Raw genomic sequence first — 20,678 nt, 5'->3', positions numbered from 1 at the left:
ACGGCAGCGGCCGGGCCTGACCCCGGTTGGAGCCGGGCCTGAAGCCGGCCGGAGCCTGGCTGACCCCGTTCGGGGCCGAGCCTGGCCTCGGCCGGAGTCTGGGCCCCGCCCTCCCCGCCGAAGTCGGCTTCGTAGGGCCCTGAAGGCCCCCGAAGGCCCGCTGCTGTCAGAGCGCAGGCCCTCGCAGCGCCTTCTCATGCTGCATGCGGGTGAGGCGGCGTACGAAGAAGATGGCAAGGACGGCGGCCAGGATGTTGAAGACGTCGCTCGCCATGAGCCCGGCGATCGCCCCCTTGATCTCTTCCGCGCCCCCGGCCCCCGAATACCGCCGGCCGGCCACGCGCCCGAAGATCAGGTTCACGATCCACAGTCCCCACCACCAGTTGAGCAGCGCCCTGGACCGGGATGTGTCGTCGGCACTGGCGTTCCAGATGTCGGTGGCTATCTGCCGGGGAAACCACAGGCTGACCACCGGCACGATCCAGCCCCATATCGCCCAGCCGCGCTTCCTCGCGTGGTACTCGGGGGCAAAGACCTCGGCGTTGACGCGGGTTCGGTGGAACCAGACGACAAAGACCACGGCGGTCGCGAGGGTGGTCGCGAGCTGCACCTTCCCGGACGCCCCGTACAGCGCGTCCGCCTGGTCGATCTCCTGCGAGGTCACCGAGCCGATGTTGCCGATGAGTCTGCCGACCAGCTGGTACGAATGGTTGCCCTGCCACAGTGCGAACAGGTCCGCGGCGATGACGAGGCCAAGCAGGATCATTACGGCCTTCGAGAGCCCGACAGGCGAGCGGAGAACGGCCTGCGAACCGGGTGGAGCGGGCCAGCCGGATGGCGGTGGCAGTGGTGCGACGGGCAGGTGAGACATGCGAAACCCCCCACGGGTACGAGATCAGTGTGTTTGCGCACGCAGTCGGACGTCTCTCCCCGAAACGGCCCAAGCGGCAGGCGGAACTTACGCGTTCCACACACTCCCTGTCCACTGAAAAGGGACAGACCGTACTGCCCTGCTCTCTTTGCTTCCATCGCCGCACGAGCCCCTCGGTGCCCAGGGGCATCAGAGAAGTGGCGTGCGTGGGTCCGCGGCGGCCTTGCCCGGTCACGCGTGAGGGCCACTCGCGCGGCGGACCCGCCCCTCCACTGGCCCTGTCGGATTCGGCGCTGTCCCAACAGATCAGCACGCTGGGCAAACGAGGACTCGTCGAGGTGAAGAAGGGGTACTTCGGCAAGCCCCCCGTACCTGGCTGAACTTGAGCCGCGACGGACACCTCACCCGCGCAGGACCCGGGCTCGGATCAGTTGACGTCCAGGGGGAGGGGCGGCAGGCGGAGATGCGCGAGATCCGCGGGGGGCGGGCTGGTGTGGGGCCACAAGGGGGTGACGCCGGCGTCTTCTGCGGCGGGGGCATCGGTCAGACGCATGCGCTCCCGCAGGCGGCCGTAGAAGTCGGTCGGCCCCAGTCGCACGACGCGCAGACGCTGCGGAGCCGCGTAGACGCCGATCCAGTCCCCCGGATCGAGGACGCCGCGCAACTGGCCGTCGACGCTCACCGCAGCGCGGCCCGAGTGTTCCAGGACCCGCAGGGCCACGGCCTCGTCGGGGGCGGCGACCACCGAGCGGTTGAAGGTCATGTGCGGAGCGACAGGGGTGAAGACGATGGCATCGGCTGCGGGGGAGATGACAGGGCCGCCGGCGGCGAAGCTGTAGGCGGTGGATCCGGTGGGTGTGGCGACCAGGACGGCATCGGCGGAGTATGAGGCGAGCAGCCGGCCCGAAAGGTACACACCGAGGGAAACCTGCCGGTCGCGGGCGAGCTTTTCCAGGACGATGTCATTGAGGGCCGTCAGGTTGAGCGCGACACCCCAGTCGAGGGCGACGGCACAGTCGGTGCGTACCAGCGGCGGAGGCAGCGCGGGCCCCCGGCCGTAGCGCAGGAGGGCTTCCATCCCCTCGGGGAGTCCCAGGGGCCGGGACGCCCGCATCGTCAGCATCAGACGGGTCTCGACACCCACCTGACCACGGTGGATGGTGTCCAGCGCGCATGCGACGTCTTCGGCGGGGACCTCGGTCAGGAAGCCGAGAGTGCCCAGGTCGACGCCGAGGACCAGAGCGTCGTTCTGTGCGGCCAGGCGCGCTCCACGCAGGAAGGTGCCGTCTCCTCCGAGCGTGACGATCAGGTCGGGGTCACCGGCGGCGTCGACCTCCTCCCGCGCGTCGAGCCGTTGCTCGTCCGGACTCCACACGTCGATGGCGACGCAGCCGACGCCCTGGCGCACGCACCACTGCCGTACGACGTCGGCGGCCGCCACGGCGGCGGGACGCCCTTCGTGGACGACGATGCCCACCTGTTGCACGCTCACGCAGTGTTTTCTCCCTCTGCATGCCCGTGCGTACACCGGCGAGAGCACACCCGCCTCGGATGGCTGCAGGCGTCCGGGCGAACCGGCAGACAGCGACCGGCCTGACACCGTTGGCTTCAATCCGTCCGATCCGGCGAATCCGAGGGGGGATCCCGGTGGGCACGGTCTTCCGGGCCGGGCGGGCGCAGGTGCGGCTGTGCGGTGCCGGTCAGGTCGCCGGCGGTCAACGCGATCCACAACGACAGGACCGCGAGAGGAAGTTCGATGAGGCAGGCGGTGGCCAATGCGACGAGAATGCCGCCCGCCTCCTCCCGGGGCGTGGTCATCACGTCGAACCAGGCATCGACCACGAGCATGGTGGTCACCGCTACGGCCGCAAGGTTCACCTGGCGGTGCCGTCGGTGGGCGAGCACCGCCGTCAGCAGAATGACGGCGGCCAGGCCGATGTCGAATCCCACCCACGGTGCGTCGTACGAAGACAAGGTGGCTCGCCGGGGCAACGTGAACGCCAGATACAGCGTCCAGGGGACCAGCGCTACCCCAAGCGCCGTGAACAGGGGAACGACCCACCGCGGTGTCGGTCGGATTCTCAGAATTCCGCCGCCCCCGGACCTCCGAACCGCTCTCACCTGTGCACCTCTGCATCGCCGGTACCGCTCAGTCGCTACCGAAATATCATGAAGAGGTCCTACTCGCCCACAGCGCCGCGTCGGCCGGCCCCAGGGCGCTGAGGAGAGGGCCGCAGGTGCCCAGGAATGCGGAGCCTCCTGCGAGGCGTGTGGTCACATGGGCCCTTGCATAGAGGGGCGGTAATGGTCGATCAGTCCTGCGTCGCGGTGGGGCCGGGCAGCGCGGTGGACTTCGGAGTGGTCGAACCGGGGCCGCCGTCTGTGCAGGAGGAATGAAGCGGCGCGCGAGGCCAGACGGCTGAGTGGGGTCTTCATCGGTCTCCGTTCGTCACATCCAGCACTTCGGGCATGCGGTACCCGGACTACTCGGTACCCGGAGTACTCGGTACCCCCAGCATGCGGTGCTTCCCACGTACGGAACGCAGCGGGGGAGCACAGCGATCTGAGCGAGAATTGAGCGAGCACGACGATACCTGCCAACCCCCGGTACCACGTGAAGAGCGTCACAACTCCTCTGCTGCAGAGGTGGGTTGACCGGACCGACCCTGGGCTACACGTTGCTGCATGACAGCTGCTGGAGTTGAGGTGGTGGCCCGCGGGGCGAGCGTGCGGGGGCCGAGGGGGCCGGTGTTCGAGGGGGTGGACCTGGAGGTGCCGGCGGGCGGACTGCTCGCCGCGCACGGCCCGGCCGGATCCGGGCGTACCTCTCTGCTGCTTGCGCTCGCCGGGCGGATGCGGCTCTCCGGCGGAGCCGTCCGGGTCGGTGGGCACGTCCTGCCGGCCGAGGGCCGGCGGGTACGCAGGCTGGTCGCCGTCGCCCGGGCCGCGCCCGCCGTCGATCTCGAAGGACGGCTGCGGGTGCGCGAGGTGATGGCCGAACGCTGCCTGACCAGCCCCGGTGTGACGGAGCGCCGTATCCGCCGGGCATGCGAGACCCTGGACCTCGCCCCACGAGGGGCAGACCTGGTCGAGGACCTGGATCCCGCCGATGAGCTGCTGCTGGCGACCGCCCTGGCCCTCGCCGAACAGCCCGGCGCCCTCGTGGTCGACGACGTCGACGACGGCCTGCCACCCGACGCGCACGGACCCGTGTGGGCAGCCCTGCACCGGGTCCAGGACGCCGGTCCCACCGTGCTGGCCGGCTGCCTTCGCCCGCCCCCGCACACTCCCGGCCTGACCACGCTGTTACTGCCGCGGCGCAGTCGGGACCGCCTCCCGGCCGAGACGGCCGCTGTCCGAGAGGACGCCGACATATGAAAGCCGTCAAGCTGGCGCTCCTGGAACTACGGCGCTTCCGCGGCCCGATGCGCCGACTGGTTCCTGTCCTGCTCTGCCTGGTGCCGCTGCTGTACGGCGCCATGTACCTCTGGGCGAACTGGGATCCGTACGGCAAGACCGACCGCATGCCGGTCGCCGTGGTCAACCAGGACCACCTGGCACATGCGCAGCAGGGCCGCCGGGTGAACGCCGGAGACCAACTGGTGCAGCAGCTCAAGGCATCCGGCACCTTCGACTGGCACTTCGTCGGCCCCGACGAGGCACGGGACGGACTGGAGCACGGCCGCTACTTCTTCACCATCGCCATCCCATCCGACTTCAGCAGCAAACTCGCCACCGGAGCCGACACCCGCCCCCAACAGGCGGGAATCCACATCGAACTCAACGATGCGCACAACTACATCGCCGGCATCATGACCGAGGTGGTGCAGAACAAGCTGCAGGACCAGGTCAACTCCGCCACCCATGCCGCCTATGTGCGCAGTGTCTACGGGGAGTTGTCCGATGTGCGGGGCAAGCTGTCCACCGCGGCTGACGGCGCACACCGGTTGGTGGGTGCCACCCGTGTGGCGCAGCAGGGCACTTCCACGGTTGCGTCGGCGACCTCCACCCTGCATGACGGCGCCGACGGAGTCTCCGCCGGAGCCCAGCAGATCGCCCGTGCCACCCGTCAGATCGACGACCTCTCCGGCCGCCTCGACCGGGCCGCGGCCGACCGTCTGCCCGGAGCCGTCTCCGCCCTGGTGACCACCGCCCGGCTGACCACCGACGGTCTGGACGCGGTGCACACCGCCACCAGCGCCACCCGCAAGGGCACTTCCCGCGCCGTGAGCGACCTCACCGATCTCGCCGATTCCCACCCCGAACTACGGAACGACCCGGTCTACCGGAGTGCCCTCAGCCACGCCCGTGACCTGGATTCCACCGCCACCGACCTCGACGGCCGGGCCGCCGCCGCCGAGAACAACGCCCGCCGCGCCCTCAGTGACGCCGAACGCCTCCAGGGCGACATCGGCTCACTCCGGAGTGATGTGCTGGCTCTGCACACCCCGCTCCGTCTCGTCGACACCGGTTCCCACAGCGCCGCCGACGGCGCGCGCGGCCTGGTCGACGGGCTGGGCACCCTGGAAAAGGGCTCCGGAGCCCTGCGCTCCGCCGCCGACCAGGCGCACGACGGCGCCTCTGACGTCTCCCGCACCGTGGACCAGGGACTCCACAAGATTCCCCGTACCAGCCCCGACCAGGTCGCCCACGCCGCCGAAGTACTGGGCACTCCCGTACACATCGATCGCGGCAACCTGCACCCGGCGGGGGTCTACGGACGGGGTCTGGCCCCGTTCTTCTTCGGCATCGCCCTCTGGGTGTTCGGCCTCTTCGCCTACCTGTTGCTGCGCCCGCTCAATACCCGTGCCCTGGCCGGCCGGGTCGGTGCCTTCACCACCACCGTCGCGGGATGGCTTCCGGCGGCGCTTCTCGGCGCCGTGGGGGCGCTGGTGCTCTACGGGGTCGTCGACCTCACCCTCGGGCTCAGCCCCGTTCACCCCTTCGCGATGATCGCGCTTCTGGTCACCGCGGCAGCGGCCTTCGTCGCCGTCGACCACTGTCTGCGCACCGTCTTCGGAGTGCCGGGCGATGTCGCGTCACTGGTCCTGCTCATCCTCCAGCTCACCGCCTCCGGCGGCCTCTATCCGCTGCCCACCGAGCCGGCCTTCTTCCAGGTGCTGAACCCGCTGCTCCCGATGACCTATCTGGTCGACGGATTGCGGGTCACCGTATCGGGCGGGCTCACCGCGAACCTGCTGCGGGACTTCGTCGTGCTCTTCCTCTTCACGGCCGGCTTCCTCACCATGACCGCCCTCGCCGTACGACGCCAACGGGTATGGACCATCGGACGCCTCCACCCCGACGTATCCCTGTGAGCGTGCAGCTACTCGACGATCACCGCAAGAGTCGCCACCCATCTTGATCACGAATCACCGCACGCCCTGGCTTCAGAGTCGTACCGGGGCGCTCGGGTGCACCTCACGCTCGATGCGCGGCATGATCTCGGGCACATAGATCTTCTGGATGGCTTCGCCGGCATCGTGGGTCTCCCAGTGGTCCCGGGTGGCCCAGCGCTCGACCAGGACGAACCGGGCCGGATCCTCGTGCGAGTGGTACGCCTCCCAACTGACACAGCCGTCCTCGGCAAGGCACAGCGGGCGCATTCGGGCCAGGGCGTCAGCAACCGGAGCGATATCTTCGGTCTTGGGAACGTGCGCGATGACGATGAGGTCGAACACCACTACTCCTTGATTCATGCATGCGTGCCGACTGGCGGCAGACAGGCTACAGCTGAGGTTTGCGGAGGAGCGGGTTCCGCGCCTGCTCTTCGTTCGCACACGGTCGGAACTCGATCGCCGTGCATGTCAATGCCCTTGATGCGGCGCCCCTTTGAGGGAGTGGAAGTCCGACCGTGCCGCCACCGCATTATGCGGCTTTCCCGCCGAAGACGGTGTGATCTGTGGCAGGGTCGGCATATGGCGATCAAGGCTGAGCTGACACCTGTCCCCGATGGCTACTCGCGGATCGACCCCTGGGTGATATCGCAGGACACGGGCGCGGAGATCGAGTTCCTGAGCCAGGTGTTCGGGGCCACGGAACGTGGTTCCCGCATCCTCAACGAGGACGGGTCCGTGGGCCACGCCGAGGTGGACGTGGCAGGCGCGGTGGTGCTGATGTTTGACCGACAGCCCGGTTGGCCGCATCTGCCCGCGCACCTGAGGGTCTACGTCGAGGACGCCCGGAAGACCGTCGAGAAGGCCGTCGCCTGCGGGGCCCGGCTGGTGACGCGGCCGACCGAGCTGGCCTTCGGGCAAGTAGCCGCACGCATCCGCGACCCCCAAGGCCACCTGTGGTGGGTCTTTCAGCGCCTGGAGGAGGTCTCCGCCGAAGAGATGGCCAAGCGGTTCGCCGAACCGTCCTACCAGCGCGCCATGGAATATGTGCAGAAGTCTCTCGCAGAGGAGTGGGAAGGCCACACCCCGTAGCCGTGCCGGGACCGGGTGCTTCGGCCGACGCCGACCCGTCTGGCGTGGGGCGGCGGGAGGGGGCTGCGTACCGACCGAAGCGGAACTGGACGTCCGCCAAGGTCACAGGGAAATACATCGGGGACTCGGGCAGATGCTGATCACGGTTGCTCAGCGCGGTGCTCGGCGGTGGGGAGGAGTTCGACCACGGCATGGCCGAGCTGGGGCCGGATCCACTCGCCGTCGCGTGCGATGCCGAGTACGCCTCCGAGGAAAGCCATATCGAGGGTTCCGGCGGGGGTCTCCCAGCGAAACGGGACACGGGAGACATGGGAGGGGAAGTCCTCCTCGGCGATGTCGCCCGCGCCGAACGACTGCTGCGGAATCGGTCCGTCGTCGGTGTACCGGTGGGCGAAGAAAGCGGTGATCCACCCCGTGACCCGGTCGCCGCCGGAGTCCGACTCCCACTTGTAGAGCGAGCGCCAGAATGACTGGCCGACACCCCACCCCGAGGCTGTCGCCCAGATCGCGTCCAGTACCGGGTGCAGGGCGGTGAACCACGGCCGCAGGCCTTCGAACCACCCCTCCAGCTCCCGCACCCGTGCCGCCAGCAGGCGCCAGTCCCGGTCCGTGCCCTCCAACCGGATCCGGGGAATGCCGCAGAGCGTGTGCCACTGAAAGCGGTAGTACGGGCTGACCACGTCCATCAGCGCCACCAGCGTGGCCGTGGCGTCGGTGGGGGTCGTAGTGGAGAAGGCCGGCTGGAACAGGTCGGCCACCTCGTCGCCGATCCGGCCGCGCAGGGGCTGTTGCATCAGGTTGATCGAGCGTTCCCAGTCCCATGGGGCCAGGTCGTCGCGGACGGTGATGGTCTGCTGGTGCCCGGGTGTGTTGGTGAAGAGCCCTTCGTACGTGCTGGAGTTCAGCCCGACGTGCACGGCCACCTCGTGCACGACGGCGTACCAGAGCAGATCGGGCGACAGACTCAGCGGAAGGTGGGCCGTGAAGCAGCTGTGGATGGCGCGCAGCAGGAGGCTGGAGGCGGGCTCGGGGCTCTCCGGGGTGCCGGTGGACCAGCCGACGAGGCGGTCGGTGCTGCGGTGGTGGAAGTGCGCCTGGTCGCGGAGCACGGCCTGCAGGAAGCGTTCGTTGCCGAGTTCGGTGAGTTCGGCGGCGAGCCGCACTGCATCGGCGTCTTCGTCGAGAGGCAGGTCCATCTCGAAAGTCATCCGCACCCCCAGGGACGTGATCGGACTTTGATCCTAGAAAGGGCCACGGAGGCCAGGGCTCCGGCCCATCCCGTCGGTGACGGGGACCATCAGGACGACTGCCGGCCGTTGTCGCGACTCGACGGCTGTGCCCATCACAGTCAGCCGACGGGCGAGTCCGGGGCGACCACTGTGTCCGTACCGCCTGAGATAGTGGGCGTGAGTCATGTGGACTACGTCCGATCAGACGGTGCCGGCCCGTTGAGTCAGTGGTGCCTGGTGTGATCGGGCAGCCGCGGTGGAGCCGGTGCGTGACCCCGCCTCATAGATGATGAGGGCGCGCAGACAGCAACGACGAGGGCGGGCAGACCGCCGGCCCCACCTCACGGCAGCCCTGGGAGAGCAGCACATTGCCCCGTACGACACCACCACGACCCATCGACGTCACCGCAGTACTGCCCGAACTGGCAGCCCACGCCAGGGAGACGACCCGGCTGCACCCGAGGCCCGGCGCTCCGGACGTCGCCGACAGCTCGATCGGCGGTCCGCTGCTCTGGCCCGCCGGTGAACCGTGGCCCACGTGTACCGCGCCCCGTATGGTGCAGCGCAGCGAGCCGATAGCCCCCGCGCTCGTCACTGCATTGCAGCAGGCCCAGGCCCAACGGGAGGCACAGCAGGGGGCGGGGAGCGGAGGCCGGCGCAGCCCGGAGGAGCTTGCTCTGCTCGACAAGGCAATGAGCCGCAGGGGCGCGGGCGTCGATCTCATCCGCTACACCACCCACTGGTACGAGTCCGAGGCGCATGAGCAGCCGAACCCTTTGGTGGCCGTGGCCCAGTTGCACGCCCGCGCTATCCCGACCGTGCGCTTCCCCGCGGGGAGCGACCTCCTCCAAGTGCTGTGGTGCCCCACCACTCACCAGGATCTGCCTGGCCAGCCCCGCTTTTACGCGGGCCCGTCCGTACACCTCGTCTGGCGGCGGGTGTCCGATGTCTCCTCCGCGCCCGGCATCGCGCCGCCGCAGCCCCGGGACACCCACGAGTCCTACCTGCCCACCCCGTGTGTGCTGCACCCTGAGCAGGTGACCGAGTACCAGTATGCGGATCTGCTGCCCGACGCGCTCTGTGAACGCCTTGACGCGCAGGACGAGCGGTGGCTGGAAGAGACGGATGTCAATTACCAGTACGACCTGTCCATCGCCCCCGGCTGCAAGGCCGGCGGCTGGGCATCCTGGCATCTGACCGATCCGGCGTCCGTCAACTGCCGGTGCGGGGCGTCGATGGACCTCCTGCTCAGCTTCGACAGCAGTGAATGGGACGGTGGCTCGAAGAGCTGGCGCCCCCTCGAGGATGCCGAGGCCAACCATGTGGGCGCGTGCGAGCCCACCGGCCTGACTCCTGGCCGCTGGGGTGCCCTGCGGATCTTCCTCTGCCCCGTCGACCCGACACACCCCCATCTGCTGAACATCCAGTAGGGGCAGCCGGTCTCCGCATCTCGTAGCCGCCCTGCACACGGTGTTCGTCCGTTCACCGCACGCCGGCCCGTAGGGGCTCATGAGGCCGAGTCAGGGACTCACCGCGCAAGCCGCCGCCATCCGCCCCGCATCAGCCACCATCCGTCCCGAGCCGGCCTCCCGGCCTGCGGGCAGCCCTTCTCTGGCGGGCGAAGGCGTGGGTGACCGGGCAAATGGCCAGTGGCGTGGCAAGGTGGACGGTATGTGCGGTCGCTATGTCTCCACCCGCCGTCCGCAGGATCTGGTCGACCAGTTCGATGTGACGCGCTGGGATCCCGGCCAGGTGCTCGGCCCGAGCTGGAATGTGGCCCCGACCGACGATGTGTGGTCGGTGCTGGAACGCGTCGAGCATGACACCGGCGAGGTCACCCGGCAGCTGCGGTCGCTGCGCTGGGGGCTGGTGCCGTCGTGGGCGAAGAGTCTGAGCATCGGCGCGAAGATGATCAATGCCCGGGTGGAAACGGTCGCGGAGAAGCCGGCCTACCGCCGAGCCTTCGCCAAACGCAGGTGCCTGCTGCCGGCGGACGGCTTCTACGAATGGCAGGCCGTCGCGGCGACCGAGACAACCAAGGCCCGCAAACAGCCGTACTTCATCACCTCCGAGGACGGCCAGGCCATGGCGTTCGCCGGTCTGTACGAGTTCTGGCGCGCTCCCGACGCCTCCGATGCGTCCGATGCCTCCGAGGTCGATGCTCCGGGGGCATGGTGGGCCACCTGCACGATCATCACCACCGAGGCCACCGACGCCGCGGGACGTGTCCACCCCCGTATGCCGCTGACCATCGCCCCCGACGACTGGAGCGCCTGGCTCGACCCCGCCCACCAGGACCCCGGCGAACTCCGCGCCCTGCTCACGGCCCCCGCGGCGGGACACCTGGCCGCCCGCGCCGTCTCCACCGCGGTCAACGACGTCCGCAACAACGGGCCTCACCTTCTGGACGAGATCACCGACGCCTCGTCCGAGGGCTGACGGCGGGTGGCTTCGTTCACCTTCAGCGGCGGCGTTCGGCCCTCAGTTTCATGTCCTCTTTCGAGCTTGCGAAGTGCCGGTGGTTTCAGTGGCGTAGGCGGTCAGTGCGCGCAGGGTTGACTGGCCACGCATGAAGCCGGCTCCACTCATCAGGCCCCTTGGAATCGGTCTTCTAGACTGGCGCGGTGACTGATGAGCGGGAGTGGGTGCAGCCGTCGGGAGTGTGGGCCACGGCGGTGGGGGTGGCCAGGGTGCGGGCGCTGGAGACCGAGCGGGAGAACGCGCTGTTCCGCGACCCACTGGCACAGGCCTTCGCCACCGCCGGCGGCCTGTGGCCGTCCTCGCCGCCGCGGCCCGATGACGAGGCCGCGCAACTCCGCCGACGGGCCGTGTCGTTCTCCATCGTCATCAGGACGAAGTTCCTCGACGACTTGTTGCAGCAGGCCTCCGCGTCCGGGGTCCGGCAGGTCGTGCTGCTCGGCGCCGGCATGGACAGCCGGGCCTTCCGGATCGACTGGCCCGAGGGCACCCGGCTGTTCGAGGTCGACACCGCCGCGCCACTGGACTTCAAGGCTTCGGTGCTGCGCCAGGAGCGGGCCCTCGCACGCTGCGAGCGGATCACCGTCGCGGTGGATCTGCGTGAGGACTGGCCGGGCGCGCTGGCCGCCGCGGGGCACGACCCGGCGGTGCCGACCGTGTGGATCGCCGAAGGACTGCTGATCTATCTGCCCAGGGACGCGGTGGAGCTCCTGCTGGCCCGGATCAGCGTGCAGTCGGCGGCAGGCAGCCGGATGGGGCTGACATTGGGCTCGCGCGGTGTGATCGAGCGCTTCGGCGCGGACGCCGCGCCGGGATCGGCGGCGTCCATGTGGGTCTCGGAGATGCCCGACGACCCGGTGGGCTGGCTGGCCGGGCACGGCTGGGAGGCCGACAGCCACACCCTGCGCGAGCGCGCCGCCGCCTACGGCCGCCCGATCAGCACTCCGCCGCAGCGCGAGGAGCAGCCCGGCGGACTGATCTCAGCGGTCCGCCGGTAGAGCGCCCCCCGGTCCCCTGGATGATCGATTCCAAGGGGGCCTGATGGATGGAGCCAGGTTCATGCGCGGCCAGCCGGCCATGCGCGCACTGACCGCCTACGACCACATGCTCGTCGAACGAATGGTCCGACGAGCACGCCGCCTGCGAAACGGGCCCCGGCGCGGTCAAGGGCCGAGAGATCGGGTTGGGGTGGGGGATCAGTTCCTTTCGGGCCAGGAGAAGCCGAGTGCTTCGGCGCGTTCGAGGCTGCCGCCGCACACCTGGCCGTAGGTTTTCGGGTCCTCCTCGGCCAGCCGGTTCAGGGCGGCCGCCGCCTGTGCCTCAGGTGGGGTGCCGTCGTCCGGTATGACCCAACGGAACTGGAGGGAAGTGCCGTCCGGTTTCCCGGAGCCGAGTCCCGGCGCGTACAGGAAGGTCACCACGGTGGAGTCCGGGTCGTCGAAGTCGCTGCTGATCCAGCCCCGTTTTGCGTCCCACCGGCTCAGGAGGTCCGGCCGTTCCAGCAGTCCGGCCTTGATCAGCCGGGCCGTGGTGCGGGCCGGCCAGGACCAGGAGCGGTCGGTCTCGGCGCGGGCGATCTCCGCGTCGTAGGCCGCGGCGTCGAAGCGGTAGGCAGTCGGTTCGGGTGCCGGAGCCCGGGAACCCGGCATGGTGGGGGGCCGCTGCCAGTTCTCCCACACCACTTGGTCTCCGTCGCGTCGGATGGTGACGTAGAGCGCGCCGCAGCACCCCTCGGTGCAGGATGCCTCGGCCAGCTGTACCTCGTTGGGCTCCGGGCCGGCCCGGAGGCGGCCTTCGTCCAGCAGGTATTCGGGGCTGTGGGCGGGACCACGGTCGAAGAACGCCGGGACCACGGGGCGCCCGTCGAGGAGGATGCGGGTCTCGACGGGTGCCCGGCCCGCGGGATCGCTTGCCACCACCTCGATGCGCAGCCTGCCGGGCTGCGTCGGGTGCCTGAAGGGTTGCCGACCGGTGCGTCGGATCCACCTGGCCCGCAGTTGATGTTCCGTCCCGCCTGTTGTTTCGGTTTCCGGCAGCGAGGCCCACCGGGGCTCGGTCAGCAGCCGTTCCAGTGAATCCAACAGCGTCATACGTCGTCCAGGGGGCCATTCCAGCAGCACGCCGGGGCCGCTGCTCAGGTCCACGGCGAGCGAGAGCAGGGTGGCGTGGTTGTCGAGGGTGGGCGGCAGGAGCCCGGCTCGCGTCACGACGCTCTCGTACACGGTGAGCGCGTCCCCATAGGCGAGGAGGTCGGTCGGGGCGTCACGCGAGTGCCCCATCCGGACCAGGAGCCCGCCCGCCCGGGCGAGCAGCGCCGTGTCGGAGGGACACCGGCCGAGCAAGTCGGGCAGCCGGGCTGCCTCCGCGATCCGGCGGGCGACCGCGGTGCTGAGGAGTCGGGGTTCAGTGGAAGAGGCAACCAACTCCTCGTGGACGGCAGCCTGTTCACTCTTCCACAAGGCGCGGACGAGTGGCCGCAGCTCATCACGACGCGCGTGGAAGGAGAGCCAGACAACGGCTGCGCTCTGGGGGGCCAGGGCGTCGAGGGCGTCGACAGCCGGGCGGGTGAGCCTCCGGAGCAGGCCGAGAACGGAGAGGTACGGGATGTCCTCGGACGTGCCGAGGCGGGTGAGCAGGGCGAGGCCTGCGGTGACGGCGGGCACGGTGGTGCCGGTTCGCGTGAGCTGTCGGGCCAGGGACCGGGCCGCGTCCTGCTGCCCGGCTGACAACGGCAGCCCGGCGACAGCAGCTTGGATCAGCATCAGGTGCATGGCGGAGTCCCGGATACCCAGCCGCGTGAAGCGGCGGTGCAGGGTGGCCGGGTCGTCCGGTAGCGGGTTCAGCGCCTCCCGGATGGCGGCCTGTGACTCTTCGGGGGACGGCTCTTCGAGGGGCAGCGCTTCGAGGGACGGCGGGCTCTCACCCGGTTCGGGCTGTGGGGAGACGCCCCGTTCGGGCTGTCGGGAGAGGGGGAAGCCACGCCGCGGCGGGATTCCGTCGGGAGACTCCTGCAGCAGATGCAGAGCATAGTCATACAGGGCGGGCGAGAGGGTGAGCGCGCCGCGCTCTTCCTGGGCGCTCACCGGGCGGGGTGGAACTCGATTCCGTAGGTCATGCACGCAGCCTGCCGGACCGGTTCGCGCTCTGTCGAGGGAATTCGGGGGCGGGCCATCTGCAGATGCTCTGCTTGTGTGCCCCGGCACCCTCTGGCGAGAGGATACGGCGGAGCGCAGTCGCTTCCCTTCGTGCTCGTTCCACGGCAGAGGGCTCACGGGCAGGGGCGGCGGCGGGCGGCGTCACCCCCCGGCCCTTTCCCGTTCCCTGGCCCCTGCGGGCAACCGTCATCCCCTCATCCATGCCCCGTCTGCCGGGATCACCATGCTCCGTCACGGACCCTTGTGCTCGTTTCTGTTCTACATAACACTCTCAGTGCACAGAAGCGCGCATCACTGAACATGTTCGAACCTTGCGTGACGGTCGGTTGGTCGGTCGGTCGAGTCGAGTCGAGGAGAGCAGGCATGACGCAGTTCAGCCGACGTAGATTTCTGAGCGCGGCCGTGGTGGGGGGCGCGTCCGTGGGTGTCGCCCTCGGCGGTGGGCGTACGACCCTCGCCCAGGCCGACAGCCCGCGGGGGCTGACCATCCGCGGGAACGAATTCCTGCTGGACGGCAAGCCGTTCCGCATTCTCTCGGGTGCCTTCCACTACTTCCGTACGCATCCCAAGGACTGGCGTGACCGGTTGCTGCGGATGCGGGCCATGGGCCTGAACACGGTGGAGACCTACGTCGCCTGGAACTTCCACCAACCGTACGAGAAGAAGGCCGACTTCAGCGGTTGGCGCGATGTCGCCGCCTTCGTACGGACCGCGGACGAGGCCGGGCTCAAGGTGATCGTGCGACCGGGACCGTACATCTGCGCGGAATGGGACTTCGGCGGGCTGCCGGCCTGGCTCCTCAAGGACAAGGACGCGCCGCTGCGCCGCTCCGACCCCGCCTACGAGAGGGCGGTCGACGCCTGGTTCGCCGAACTGCTGCCCCGGCTCGTGGACCTGCAGGCCACCCGCGGCGGGCCCATCATCGCCATGCAGGTCGAGAACGAATACGGCAGCTACGACGACGACCATGCCCACCTGGAACATCTGCGGGACACCATGCGGTCCCAGGGCGTGGACAGTCTGCTGTTCTGCTCCAACGGGGCCACGCAGGAGGCGCTGAAGGCCGGCAGCCTTCCCGACCTCCTGTCCACCGTCAACTTCGCCGGGGACCCCACCGGGCCCTTCGCGGAGCTGCGAAAATTCCAGCCGGACAAGCCGTTGTTCTGCACGGAGTTCTGGGACGGCTGGTTCGACCACTGGGGCGAGCCGCACCACACCACCGACCCGGCGCAGACCGCCGCCGACGTGGAGAAGCTGCTCGAGGCGGGTGCGTCCATCAACTTCTATATGGCCGTGGGCGGAACGAACTTCGGTTGGTCGGCGGGGGCCAATCTGACCGGCAGCGCCTACCAGCCCACCATCACCAGCTACGACTACGACTCCCCGGTCAGCGAGTCCGGTGAACTCACCGAGAAGTTCCACAAGGTGCGTGAGGTGCTGGCCAAGTACACCACCGTGCCGAGCACGCCCCTGCCGGCCACGCCGCGCCGTATGCCGTCCCAGAGCGTGGCCGTCCGCGAGTCGGTGCCGTTGATGGACGCGCTCGACGTGCTGGGCACTCCGCTACGGCGTACCACTCCCGTTCACATGGAAGCGCTCGGGCAGCCGTACGGGCTGATCCACTATCGCACCCGGGTGCGGGGGCCGCAGGGGAGCAAGCGCCTGAGGATCACGGGCCTGGGCGACCGTGCGCTGGTGTTCGGCGACGGCAAACGCATCGGCACCTTCGACCGTAATCAGCCGGACCACACCCTCGGCTTCGCCGTGGCCGGTGCCTCCAGCACGCTGGACCTCCTGGTCGATCCCACCGGGCGGGTCAACTTCGGCCAGGGACTCAATGACCCCAAGGGAATCAGCGGCAAGGTTCTCCTCGACGACGAGGCGCTGAGCGACTGGGAGATCCGCCGGCTGCCGCTCGACAACCTCTCGGCTCTACGGTTCGGCAGCACGGACACGCCGGTCGGCCCCGCGTTCCACCGGGCCCGGGTCCATGTCGGCACCCCAGCGGACGGCTTCCTCGCTTTCCCGGGCTGGGACAAGGGCATGGTGTGGCTCAACGGGTTCGCGCTCGGCCGGTACTGGTCCCTCGGGCCGCAGGTCACCCTGTACGCGCCGAGCCATCTGTGGCGGCGGGGGCGGAACGAGCTCGTCGTCCTGGAAATGGAGCGGACGGGGGACCGGATCGAGGTCCGGTCCGAGCCGGACATCGGTTAGCGCGGTAGCGATCGGACATCGGTCAGCACGGTAGCGATCGCCGCCATCGCCCTCGCCATGCCGCGCGCCTGTCCCGCGGCTGGGGGCACTGGCATATAGACATGGGAGCGTGACTACAGACCCGCAGAGCTTCAAAATCTTGCTGATCCCCGAACATGTCGAGGACAGAAACGGTGCCTCCGCGGAGGACTCAGCCGTACGATCGGCTGTCGTCGAGGCGACGGGTGAGACGGGCGCCTCGGGCTACCCCCGCTACGCCGGCAACGGGATCGTGGCCGACATCGACCCCCGTACGCGCACGGTCGAGGCCGTGCTCGTCGACGGTGCGGAGCTGGACTATGGGCTGACCGCTACCGTCACGTCCTGAGCGTGTGTCGTCGTCGACGAGCAGCGGCGTTGCCGCGACATCGGCGCAGATCGAGCGGGAAGGACTCCGTCAGGGCGCAATCTGGTGCATCGGCAGAGTAGTTGACGACGCATCAGCTCTTCCCTGGGCTTCCGTCCACCCCGTCTCCTGTGCGGGCGTCGGCGACCGCGGCGTCGAACAGCTCCGCGAGCGTGCCCGGGAAGGCCGGGAGGAGACGTGCGGCGACGGCCCACATCTCGCCGTCGTCGGTACGAGATCCCAGCCGGCGGCGGACCTCGTCGGCGAGGGGTTTGTCCGGCAGCACGGCCGGTCGGTACCACTCCCGGCCTCGGCGCGGCAGCGCGAGGCGGGCGGGTGTGCCGTGTCGCAGCAGGTCTGCCGCGGTGAGCGTGCCGTGCGCCAGATGAACGCCGACCCAGTGCCGCGCGTCGTACCGGTGCCGCAGGCGGGGCAGGAAGGCGCGGACCAGGTGCGGGTTCCAGCCCGTGTCCGGAGGGGAGGAGGAGAACAGCCCAGGGTGAGCGTTGATGAGCAGCGGAGCAAGTTCCTCCGGGAGCTCGGGATGTTGGGCGAGCAACCAGGCGTCGCGCGGTTCGTCGGCCACACCGTCGCGGTAGCGGGCGGTGACGGCGGCCCAGTCGACGGGTGGCCGGGATGCCTGGCTGTCATGGCCGGCCGACCTGCGTGTGGTCGGTGTGCCGGGGCCCCTCCCGGACTGGCGCTGCCCGCCGATGCCCGCCCGCTCGGCAGGCGGAACGCAGGGGGCCTCGCAGGGCCGGGTGCCGGTATCGGGGAGGTCGCGGGCCGCGTCCGGGACGGTGGCCACGAGGCGGTCGCGGACGGGCGGGTCGGTGCGGAGCGTCAGGACGGAGTCGAGGATCGCTGGAGTATCGCGGCGGAGGGCGACCGCGGCGAGGGACAGCGCGTCGTCGGGCCGCAGGGCGCGGATGACGTCCGGTACCACGGTTGCGGGGGCGCGGGTGAGCAGCCAGTGCAGCAGCTCGGCGTCGAGCCCGAGGCCGGACGGCTCGGCGCGAAGCAGCTCGGGAAGCGTGCCCGGCGTGCTGCCGGGTCGTGTTTCGGCGGCGGCGACGATGCCGCGGGGCGGAGCGTCGGCCAGCAGGGTGTCCACGGTCCGCAGCATGGCGGAGCGCTCATGCTGCAGCCACTGCCCGCCGGCGTCCCGTAGCTGGGGGTCGCTTATGGGGTAGGGGACGCCACCCCCGCTCTTCACCATGATGAGGCCCGGCAGCAGGCGTACGGGGGCAGTGGCGCGGACGACGTCATCGAGTGAGAGCAGACCGAAGCGGACGGCGAGCGCGGCGAGGTAACGGACGTCGCGGGGAGCTGGAACGGGCGACGGGCCGTGGTGGAGGAAGGCACGGGCGACGTCCGGCTCCAGGTCGTCCCAGAGGAGCATCCAGGTGCGGACCGGGACCGGGAGCGGTTTGTGCAGATGGCGGCGTACCAGCTCCGCGGGGTCCCGCCGGATCGGTGCGGGCAGGACGAAATGTGGGGCCTGGGGGCGCTCCCGGAGCAGGCCGGTGAGGCCGCCCTGGCGGTCGGGCCGTCGGGCCATCAGGACCAGGGCGGCGGCGCGGGGGTCACCGGCGCCCGCCGGGAGCGTGTCGTACTCGCCGAGCAGACGCCGTAGCTCACGGCGGACCCGGCGCCGCGGGGCGGTCGTACGCGGGTGGCCGAGCAGCTGGACGATGCGGTGCGCCTGCCCGGCCGACAGCAGCCGGAGCACGGCGTCGGCTTGCTCCGCCTCGGTGACCAGGTCTCCGCGCGTGGTCAGGATCCGGAGCAGGACACGGGGGTTGCCGGTGACGGCGAGCGGCCGGAGGCAGTCGATGCGGTTCACGTGGTGCAGGCGTTCGGCCACCTCCTCACCGAGGGGGCCGTTCGCGAGGTGATGGCGCAGCCGGGGAGTGGAGCGGCGGTGGACATAGGCACGTTCGGCGGCGGCCGAGAGGTGGAGGCGTTCGGGGCGGCCGGCGCCGGCCGCGGGCTCGGCGGCCCGCAAGGCGAGCTCCGCCGCCAGGGCGCGGAGCTGGGCCCGGGTGAGCTCGGGGTTGGCGGCCAGGACGGCGAGGTGTGCGGGCGTGCCGTGCGCGAGGACGGGGCCGACCCACCCGGGATCCGGTGTGGCCGTGGCGAGGAGTGAAGCGGCGTCGAGCCGGTCCAGCACCGGGACGACGAGGTCATCGGGTACGGCGGCCGCGAGCAGCGCGAAGATGGCCTCATGATCCGGATTGCGCGTCACGGGGAGGGGGACGCAGGGGGAGGCAGCGAGGTTCCCGGCGCCGGGGTGGGTATGTTGGCGCCCCGTCCGCCCCGTCCGCCCCGTCCGCCCCGTCCGCCCCGTCCGCCTTGTCCGCCCCGTCCGCCCTGTCCGCCCGTCCGCCCGGCTCCCGGGCCAAGGTTGCGACCGGATGAACGTCGGCTCAGCGGCGCTCGCCGAACCAGCGGTCGAGCGCCGGTTCCAGGCCATCCGCGCCGGCCCAGCACACGTAGCCGTCCGGCCGGATGAGCATCGGCTCGGCGTCGGCGCCCTGGCCCACCCGGTCCACCCGGTCCGCCCAGGGGCCGGCGACCCCGGCGAACGTGTCGGCCGGATCCAGCAGGATGCCGTGCCCGGACCGCAGCAGTTCGTGCACCCGGGCCGGGCCGAGGTCCAGGTCCGGCGCGGGCCGGCCGACGAGCGGATGGGTTTCGGTGCCCGGCATCGGATAGCGGATGGCCATCCCGGACATCAGGTCGGCGAGATGGTGCTGGACGTCCGGCAGTTGGGCCATGGCCGTGAAGATCTCCCGGGCGGCCAGCACGTCCCGATCGCGGGTGCCGGCCCAGTCCATCAGCAGGCTCTGCGCCCGGACGTTGCGCAGGACGGCGGCCCCGGCCGGATGCCGTTCCGCGTGATACGTGTCGAGCAGGTTCTGCGGTGCCCAGCGGTGCACGGCGGCGGCGAGCTTCCAACCGAGGTTCAGCGCGTCCTGCATCCCGGTGTTCATGCCCTGTGCGCCGAGCGGAAGGTGGACATGGGCGGCATCGCCCGCCAGGAACACCCGCCCGTGCCGGTACCGCTCGACCTGTCGTGACGCGTTGGTGATACGGCGGGCGTAGCGCAGTTCGAGGAGGTGCACCCGCGTGCCGAACACGGTGCTCAGGCCCCGGCGGATGTCGTTCTCGGTGACCGGCGTCTCCCTCGGCAGTGACTGGCCCGGCCCGCCGAGGACCAGGCGGCGCAGTTGCCTGCCCTGCGGATCGGTACCGAGCGGGAACAGTGCCGCCCAGTGCCCGTCCTCGTTCCAGGTGTGCGACGTGGACGGCTCGACGCCGCCCAGCCGCACGTCGGCGGCGGTGATCGTCAACGTGCCCGGCTGACCGGGGAATCCGGCCCGCAGCAGGGTCCGCACGGTGCTGTGAGCGCCGTCGGCGGCGACGAGGTAACGGGAGCGGAGGGTGGTGCCGTCGGCGAAGGCCGCGGTGACCCCGTCGTCGTCCTGGGCGAGGCCGACCAGTTCGTGGCCCCGCCGGGTGTTCAGGCCGTGCGCGGCGAGATGCTGCTCGAAGAATCCCTCGATCACCACCTGCGGCACGGACCGCCATGGCAGACGGTGCCGGTTGGAGTGGCGCGGGAGGGGGATACCGGCGAAGTGGCCAGTGGTCACGGGGTGATCTCCGGTCGCCAGCAAAGGCTCCAGCAGCCCCCGTTGGTCAAGCGCCTCCAGTGTGCGGGACTGCACGCCGCCTGCCTTGGACAGATCGCTGCGCTGCGACAGCTTGTCGACCAGCACGGTCGACACCCCCGCCAGCAGCAGCTCGTTGGCCAGCGTCATTCCGGTCGGGCCGGCGCCGACGATGAGCACATCGGTGTCCACAAACTCTCCTCTGACTGTGTCGATCAGGACAAGAGCAACGCTCTGCCGGCCG

Annotated in this window: 16 protein-coding genes; 8 read left to right on the top strand and 8 right to left on the bottom strand. The window is 70.2% G+C overall.

Annotation, left to right across the window (positions count from 1 at the left end; translation table 11 throughout):
- Positions 1 to 166 precede the first annotated feature (166 nt).
- The 3 genes from CFW40_RS00555 to CFW40_RS00545 all read right to left on the bottom strand — a co-directional run bounded on the left by CFW40_RS00555 (position 167) and on the right by CFW40_RS00545 (position 2,821).
- Complete coding sequence (locus CFW40_RS00555; RefSeq protein WP_256331680.1) at positions 167 to 766, bottom strand: DUF4328 domain-containing protein; 600 nt, start codon at positions 764 to 766, stop codon at positions 167 to 169.
- Positions 767 to 1,298: 532 nt separating this feature from the next.
- On the bottom strand, positions 1,299 to 2,363 hold the full coding sequence (locus CFW40_RS00550) for an NAD(+)/NADH kinase (protein ID WP_088795856.1): 1,065 nt from the start codon (positions 2,361 to 2,363) through the stop codon (positions 1,299 to 1,301).
- A 116-nt stretch (positions 2,364 to 2,479) separates the two neighbouring features.
- A complete protein-coding gene (locus CFW40_RS00545; RefSeq protein ID WP_088795855.1) occupies positions 2,480 to 2,821 on the bottom strand; it encodes a hypothetical protein in 342 nt (113 codons plus the stop codon).
- Between the two features lie 735 nt (positions 2,822 to 3,556).
- On the opposite strand from CFW40_RS00545, the gene CFW40_RS00540 reads away from it, so the two are divergent.
- A complete protein-coding gene (locus CFW40_RS00540) occupies positions 3,557 to 4,249 on the top strand; it encodes an ATP-binding cassette domain-containing protein (protein ID WP_256331681.1) in 693 nt (230 codons plus the stop codon).
- On the top strand, positions 4,246 to 6,189 hold the full coding sequence (locus CFW40_RS00535) for a YhgE/Pip family protein (protein ID WP_088795853.1): 1,944 nt from the start codon (positions 4,246 to 4,248) through the stop codon (positions 6,187 to 6,189). Before CFW40_RS00540 ends, CFW40_RS00535 begins: the two co-directional genes overlap by 4 nt.
- Before the next feature lie 72 nt (positions 6,190 to 6,261).
- On the opposite strand, the gene CFW40_RS00530 is transcribed toward CFW40_RS00535, so the two are convergent.
- Positions 6,262 to 6,552, bottom strand: a complete 291-nt coding sequence (locus tag CFW40_RS00530) for a putative quinol monooxygenase (RefSeq protein ID WP_088795852.1) — start codon at positions 6,550 to 6,552, stop codon at positions 6,262 to 6,264.
- Between the two features lie 237 nt (positions 6,553 to 6,789).
- Here CFW40_RS00530 and CFW40_RS00525 point away from each other — a divergent pair, with 237 nt between their 5' ends.
- Positions 6,790 to 7,299 (top strand): VOC family protein, encoded by a 510-nt coding sequence (locus CFW40_RS00525; RefSeq protein WP_088795851.1) that lies wholly within the window; start codon positions 6,790 to 6,792, stop codon positions 7,297 to 7,299.
- A 140-nt stretch (positions 7,300 to 7,439) separates the two neighbouring features.
- On the opposite strand, the gene CFW40_RS00520 is transcribed toward CFW40_RS00525, so the two are convergent.
- Positions 7,440 to 8,507 carry a DUF4419 domain-containing protein gene (locus CFW40_RS00520; protein WP_256331682.1) on the bottom strand — a complete coding sequence of 356 codons (1,068 nt, stop codon included), beginning with the start codon at positions 8,505 to 8,507 and terminating at the stop codon, positions 7,440 to 7,442.
- A 575-nt stretch (positions 8,508 to 9,082) separates the two neighbouring features.
- Between CFW40_RS00520 and CFW40_RS00515 the strand changes: the two genes are divergently transcribed.
- The 3 genes from CFW40_RS00515 (at position 9,083) to CFW40_RS00505 (ending at position 12,004) form a co-directional block, all read left to right on the top strand.
- Positions 9,083 to 9,958, top strand: coding sequence for a hypothetical protein (locus tag CFW40_RS00515; protein WP_371127221.1), 876 nt, complete (start codon positions 9,083 to 9,085; stop codon positions 9,956 to 9,958).
- 241 nt (positions 9,959 to 10,199) lie between these two features.
- Positions 10,200 to 10,967 (top strand): SOS response-associated peptidase, encoded by a 768-nt coding sequence (locus CFW40_RS00510; protein WP_088795849.1) that lies wholly within the window; start codon positions 10,200 to 10,202, stop codon positions 10,965 to 10,967.
- 185 nt (positions 10,968 to 11,152) lie between these two features.
- Complete coding sequence (locus tag CFW40_RS00505; protein WP_088795848.1) at positions 11,153 to 12,004, top strand: class I SAM-dependent methyltransferase; 852 nt, start codon at positions 11,153 to 11,155, stop codon at positions 12,002 to 12,004.
- A 198-nt stretch (positions 12,005 to 12,202) separates the two neighbouring features.
- On the opposite strand, the gene CFW40_RS00500 is transcribed toward CFW40_RS00505, so the two are convergent.
- Positions 12,203 to 14,089: a hypothetical protein gene (locus CFW40_RS00500; protein WP_088795847.1), complete on the bottom strand. Its 1,887-nt coding sequence runs from the start codon at positions 14,087 to 14,089 to the stop codon at positions 12,203 to 12,205.
- A gap of 435 nt (positions 14,090 to 14,524) precedes the next feature.
- On the opposite strand from CFW40_RS00500, the gene CFW40_RS00495 reads away from it, so the two are divergent.
- On the top strand, positions 14,525 to 16,375 hold the full coding sequence (locus CFW40_RS00495; protein ID WP_088795846.1) for a beta-galactosidase family protein: 1,851 nt from the start codon (positions 14,525 to 14,527) through the stop codon (positions 16,373 to 16,375).
- Positions 16,376 to 16,484: 109 nt separating this feature from the next.
- Positions 16,485 to 16,742 (top strand): hypothetical protein, encoded by a 258-nt coding sequence (locus CFW40_RS00490; RefSeq protein WP_088795845.1) that lies wholly within the window; start codon positions 16,485 to 16,487, stop codon positions 16,740 to 16,742.
- A gap of 112 nt (positions 16,743 to 16,854) precedes the next feature.
- On the opposite strand, the gene CFW40_RS00485 is transcribed toward CFW40_RS00490, so the two are convergent.
- Both CFW40_RS00485 and CFW40_RS00475 read right to left on the bottom strand, forming a co-directional pair.
- Entirely contained in the window at positions 16,855 to 19,008 is a 2,154-nt protein-coding gene (locus CFW40_RS00485; RefSeq protein ID WP_107446741.1) for a hypothetical protein, read from the bottom strand.
- 181 nt (positions 19,009 to 19,189) lie between these two features.
- Complete coding sequence (locus CFW40_RS00475; RefSeq protein WP_088795842.1) at positions 19,190 to 20,626, bottom strand: FAD-dependent monooxygenase; 1,437 nt, start codon at positions 20,624 to 20,626, stop codon at positions 19,190 to 19,192.
- Positions 20,627 to 20,678: the final 52 nt, after the last annotated feature.

It is taken from the genome of Streptomyces sp. 2114.4 (genome assembly GCF_900187385.1).
In the GTDB taxonomy this organism is placed as follows: domain Bacteria; phylum Actinomycetota; class Actinomycetes; order Streptomycetales; family Streptomycetaceae; genus Streptomyces; species Streptomyces mooreae.
Note: the sequence above shows the minus strand (reverse complement) of the source record. Positions and strands in the feature narration are given on the sequence as shown.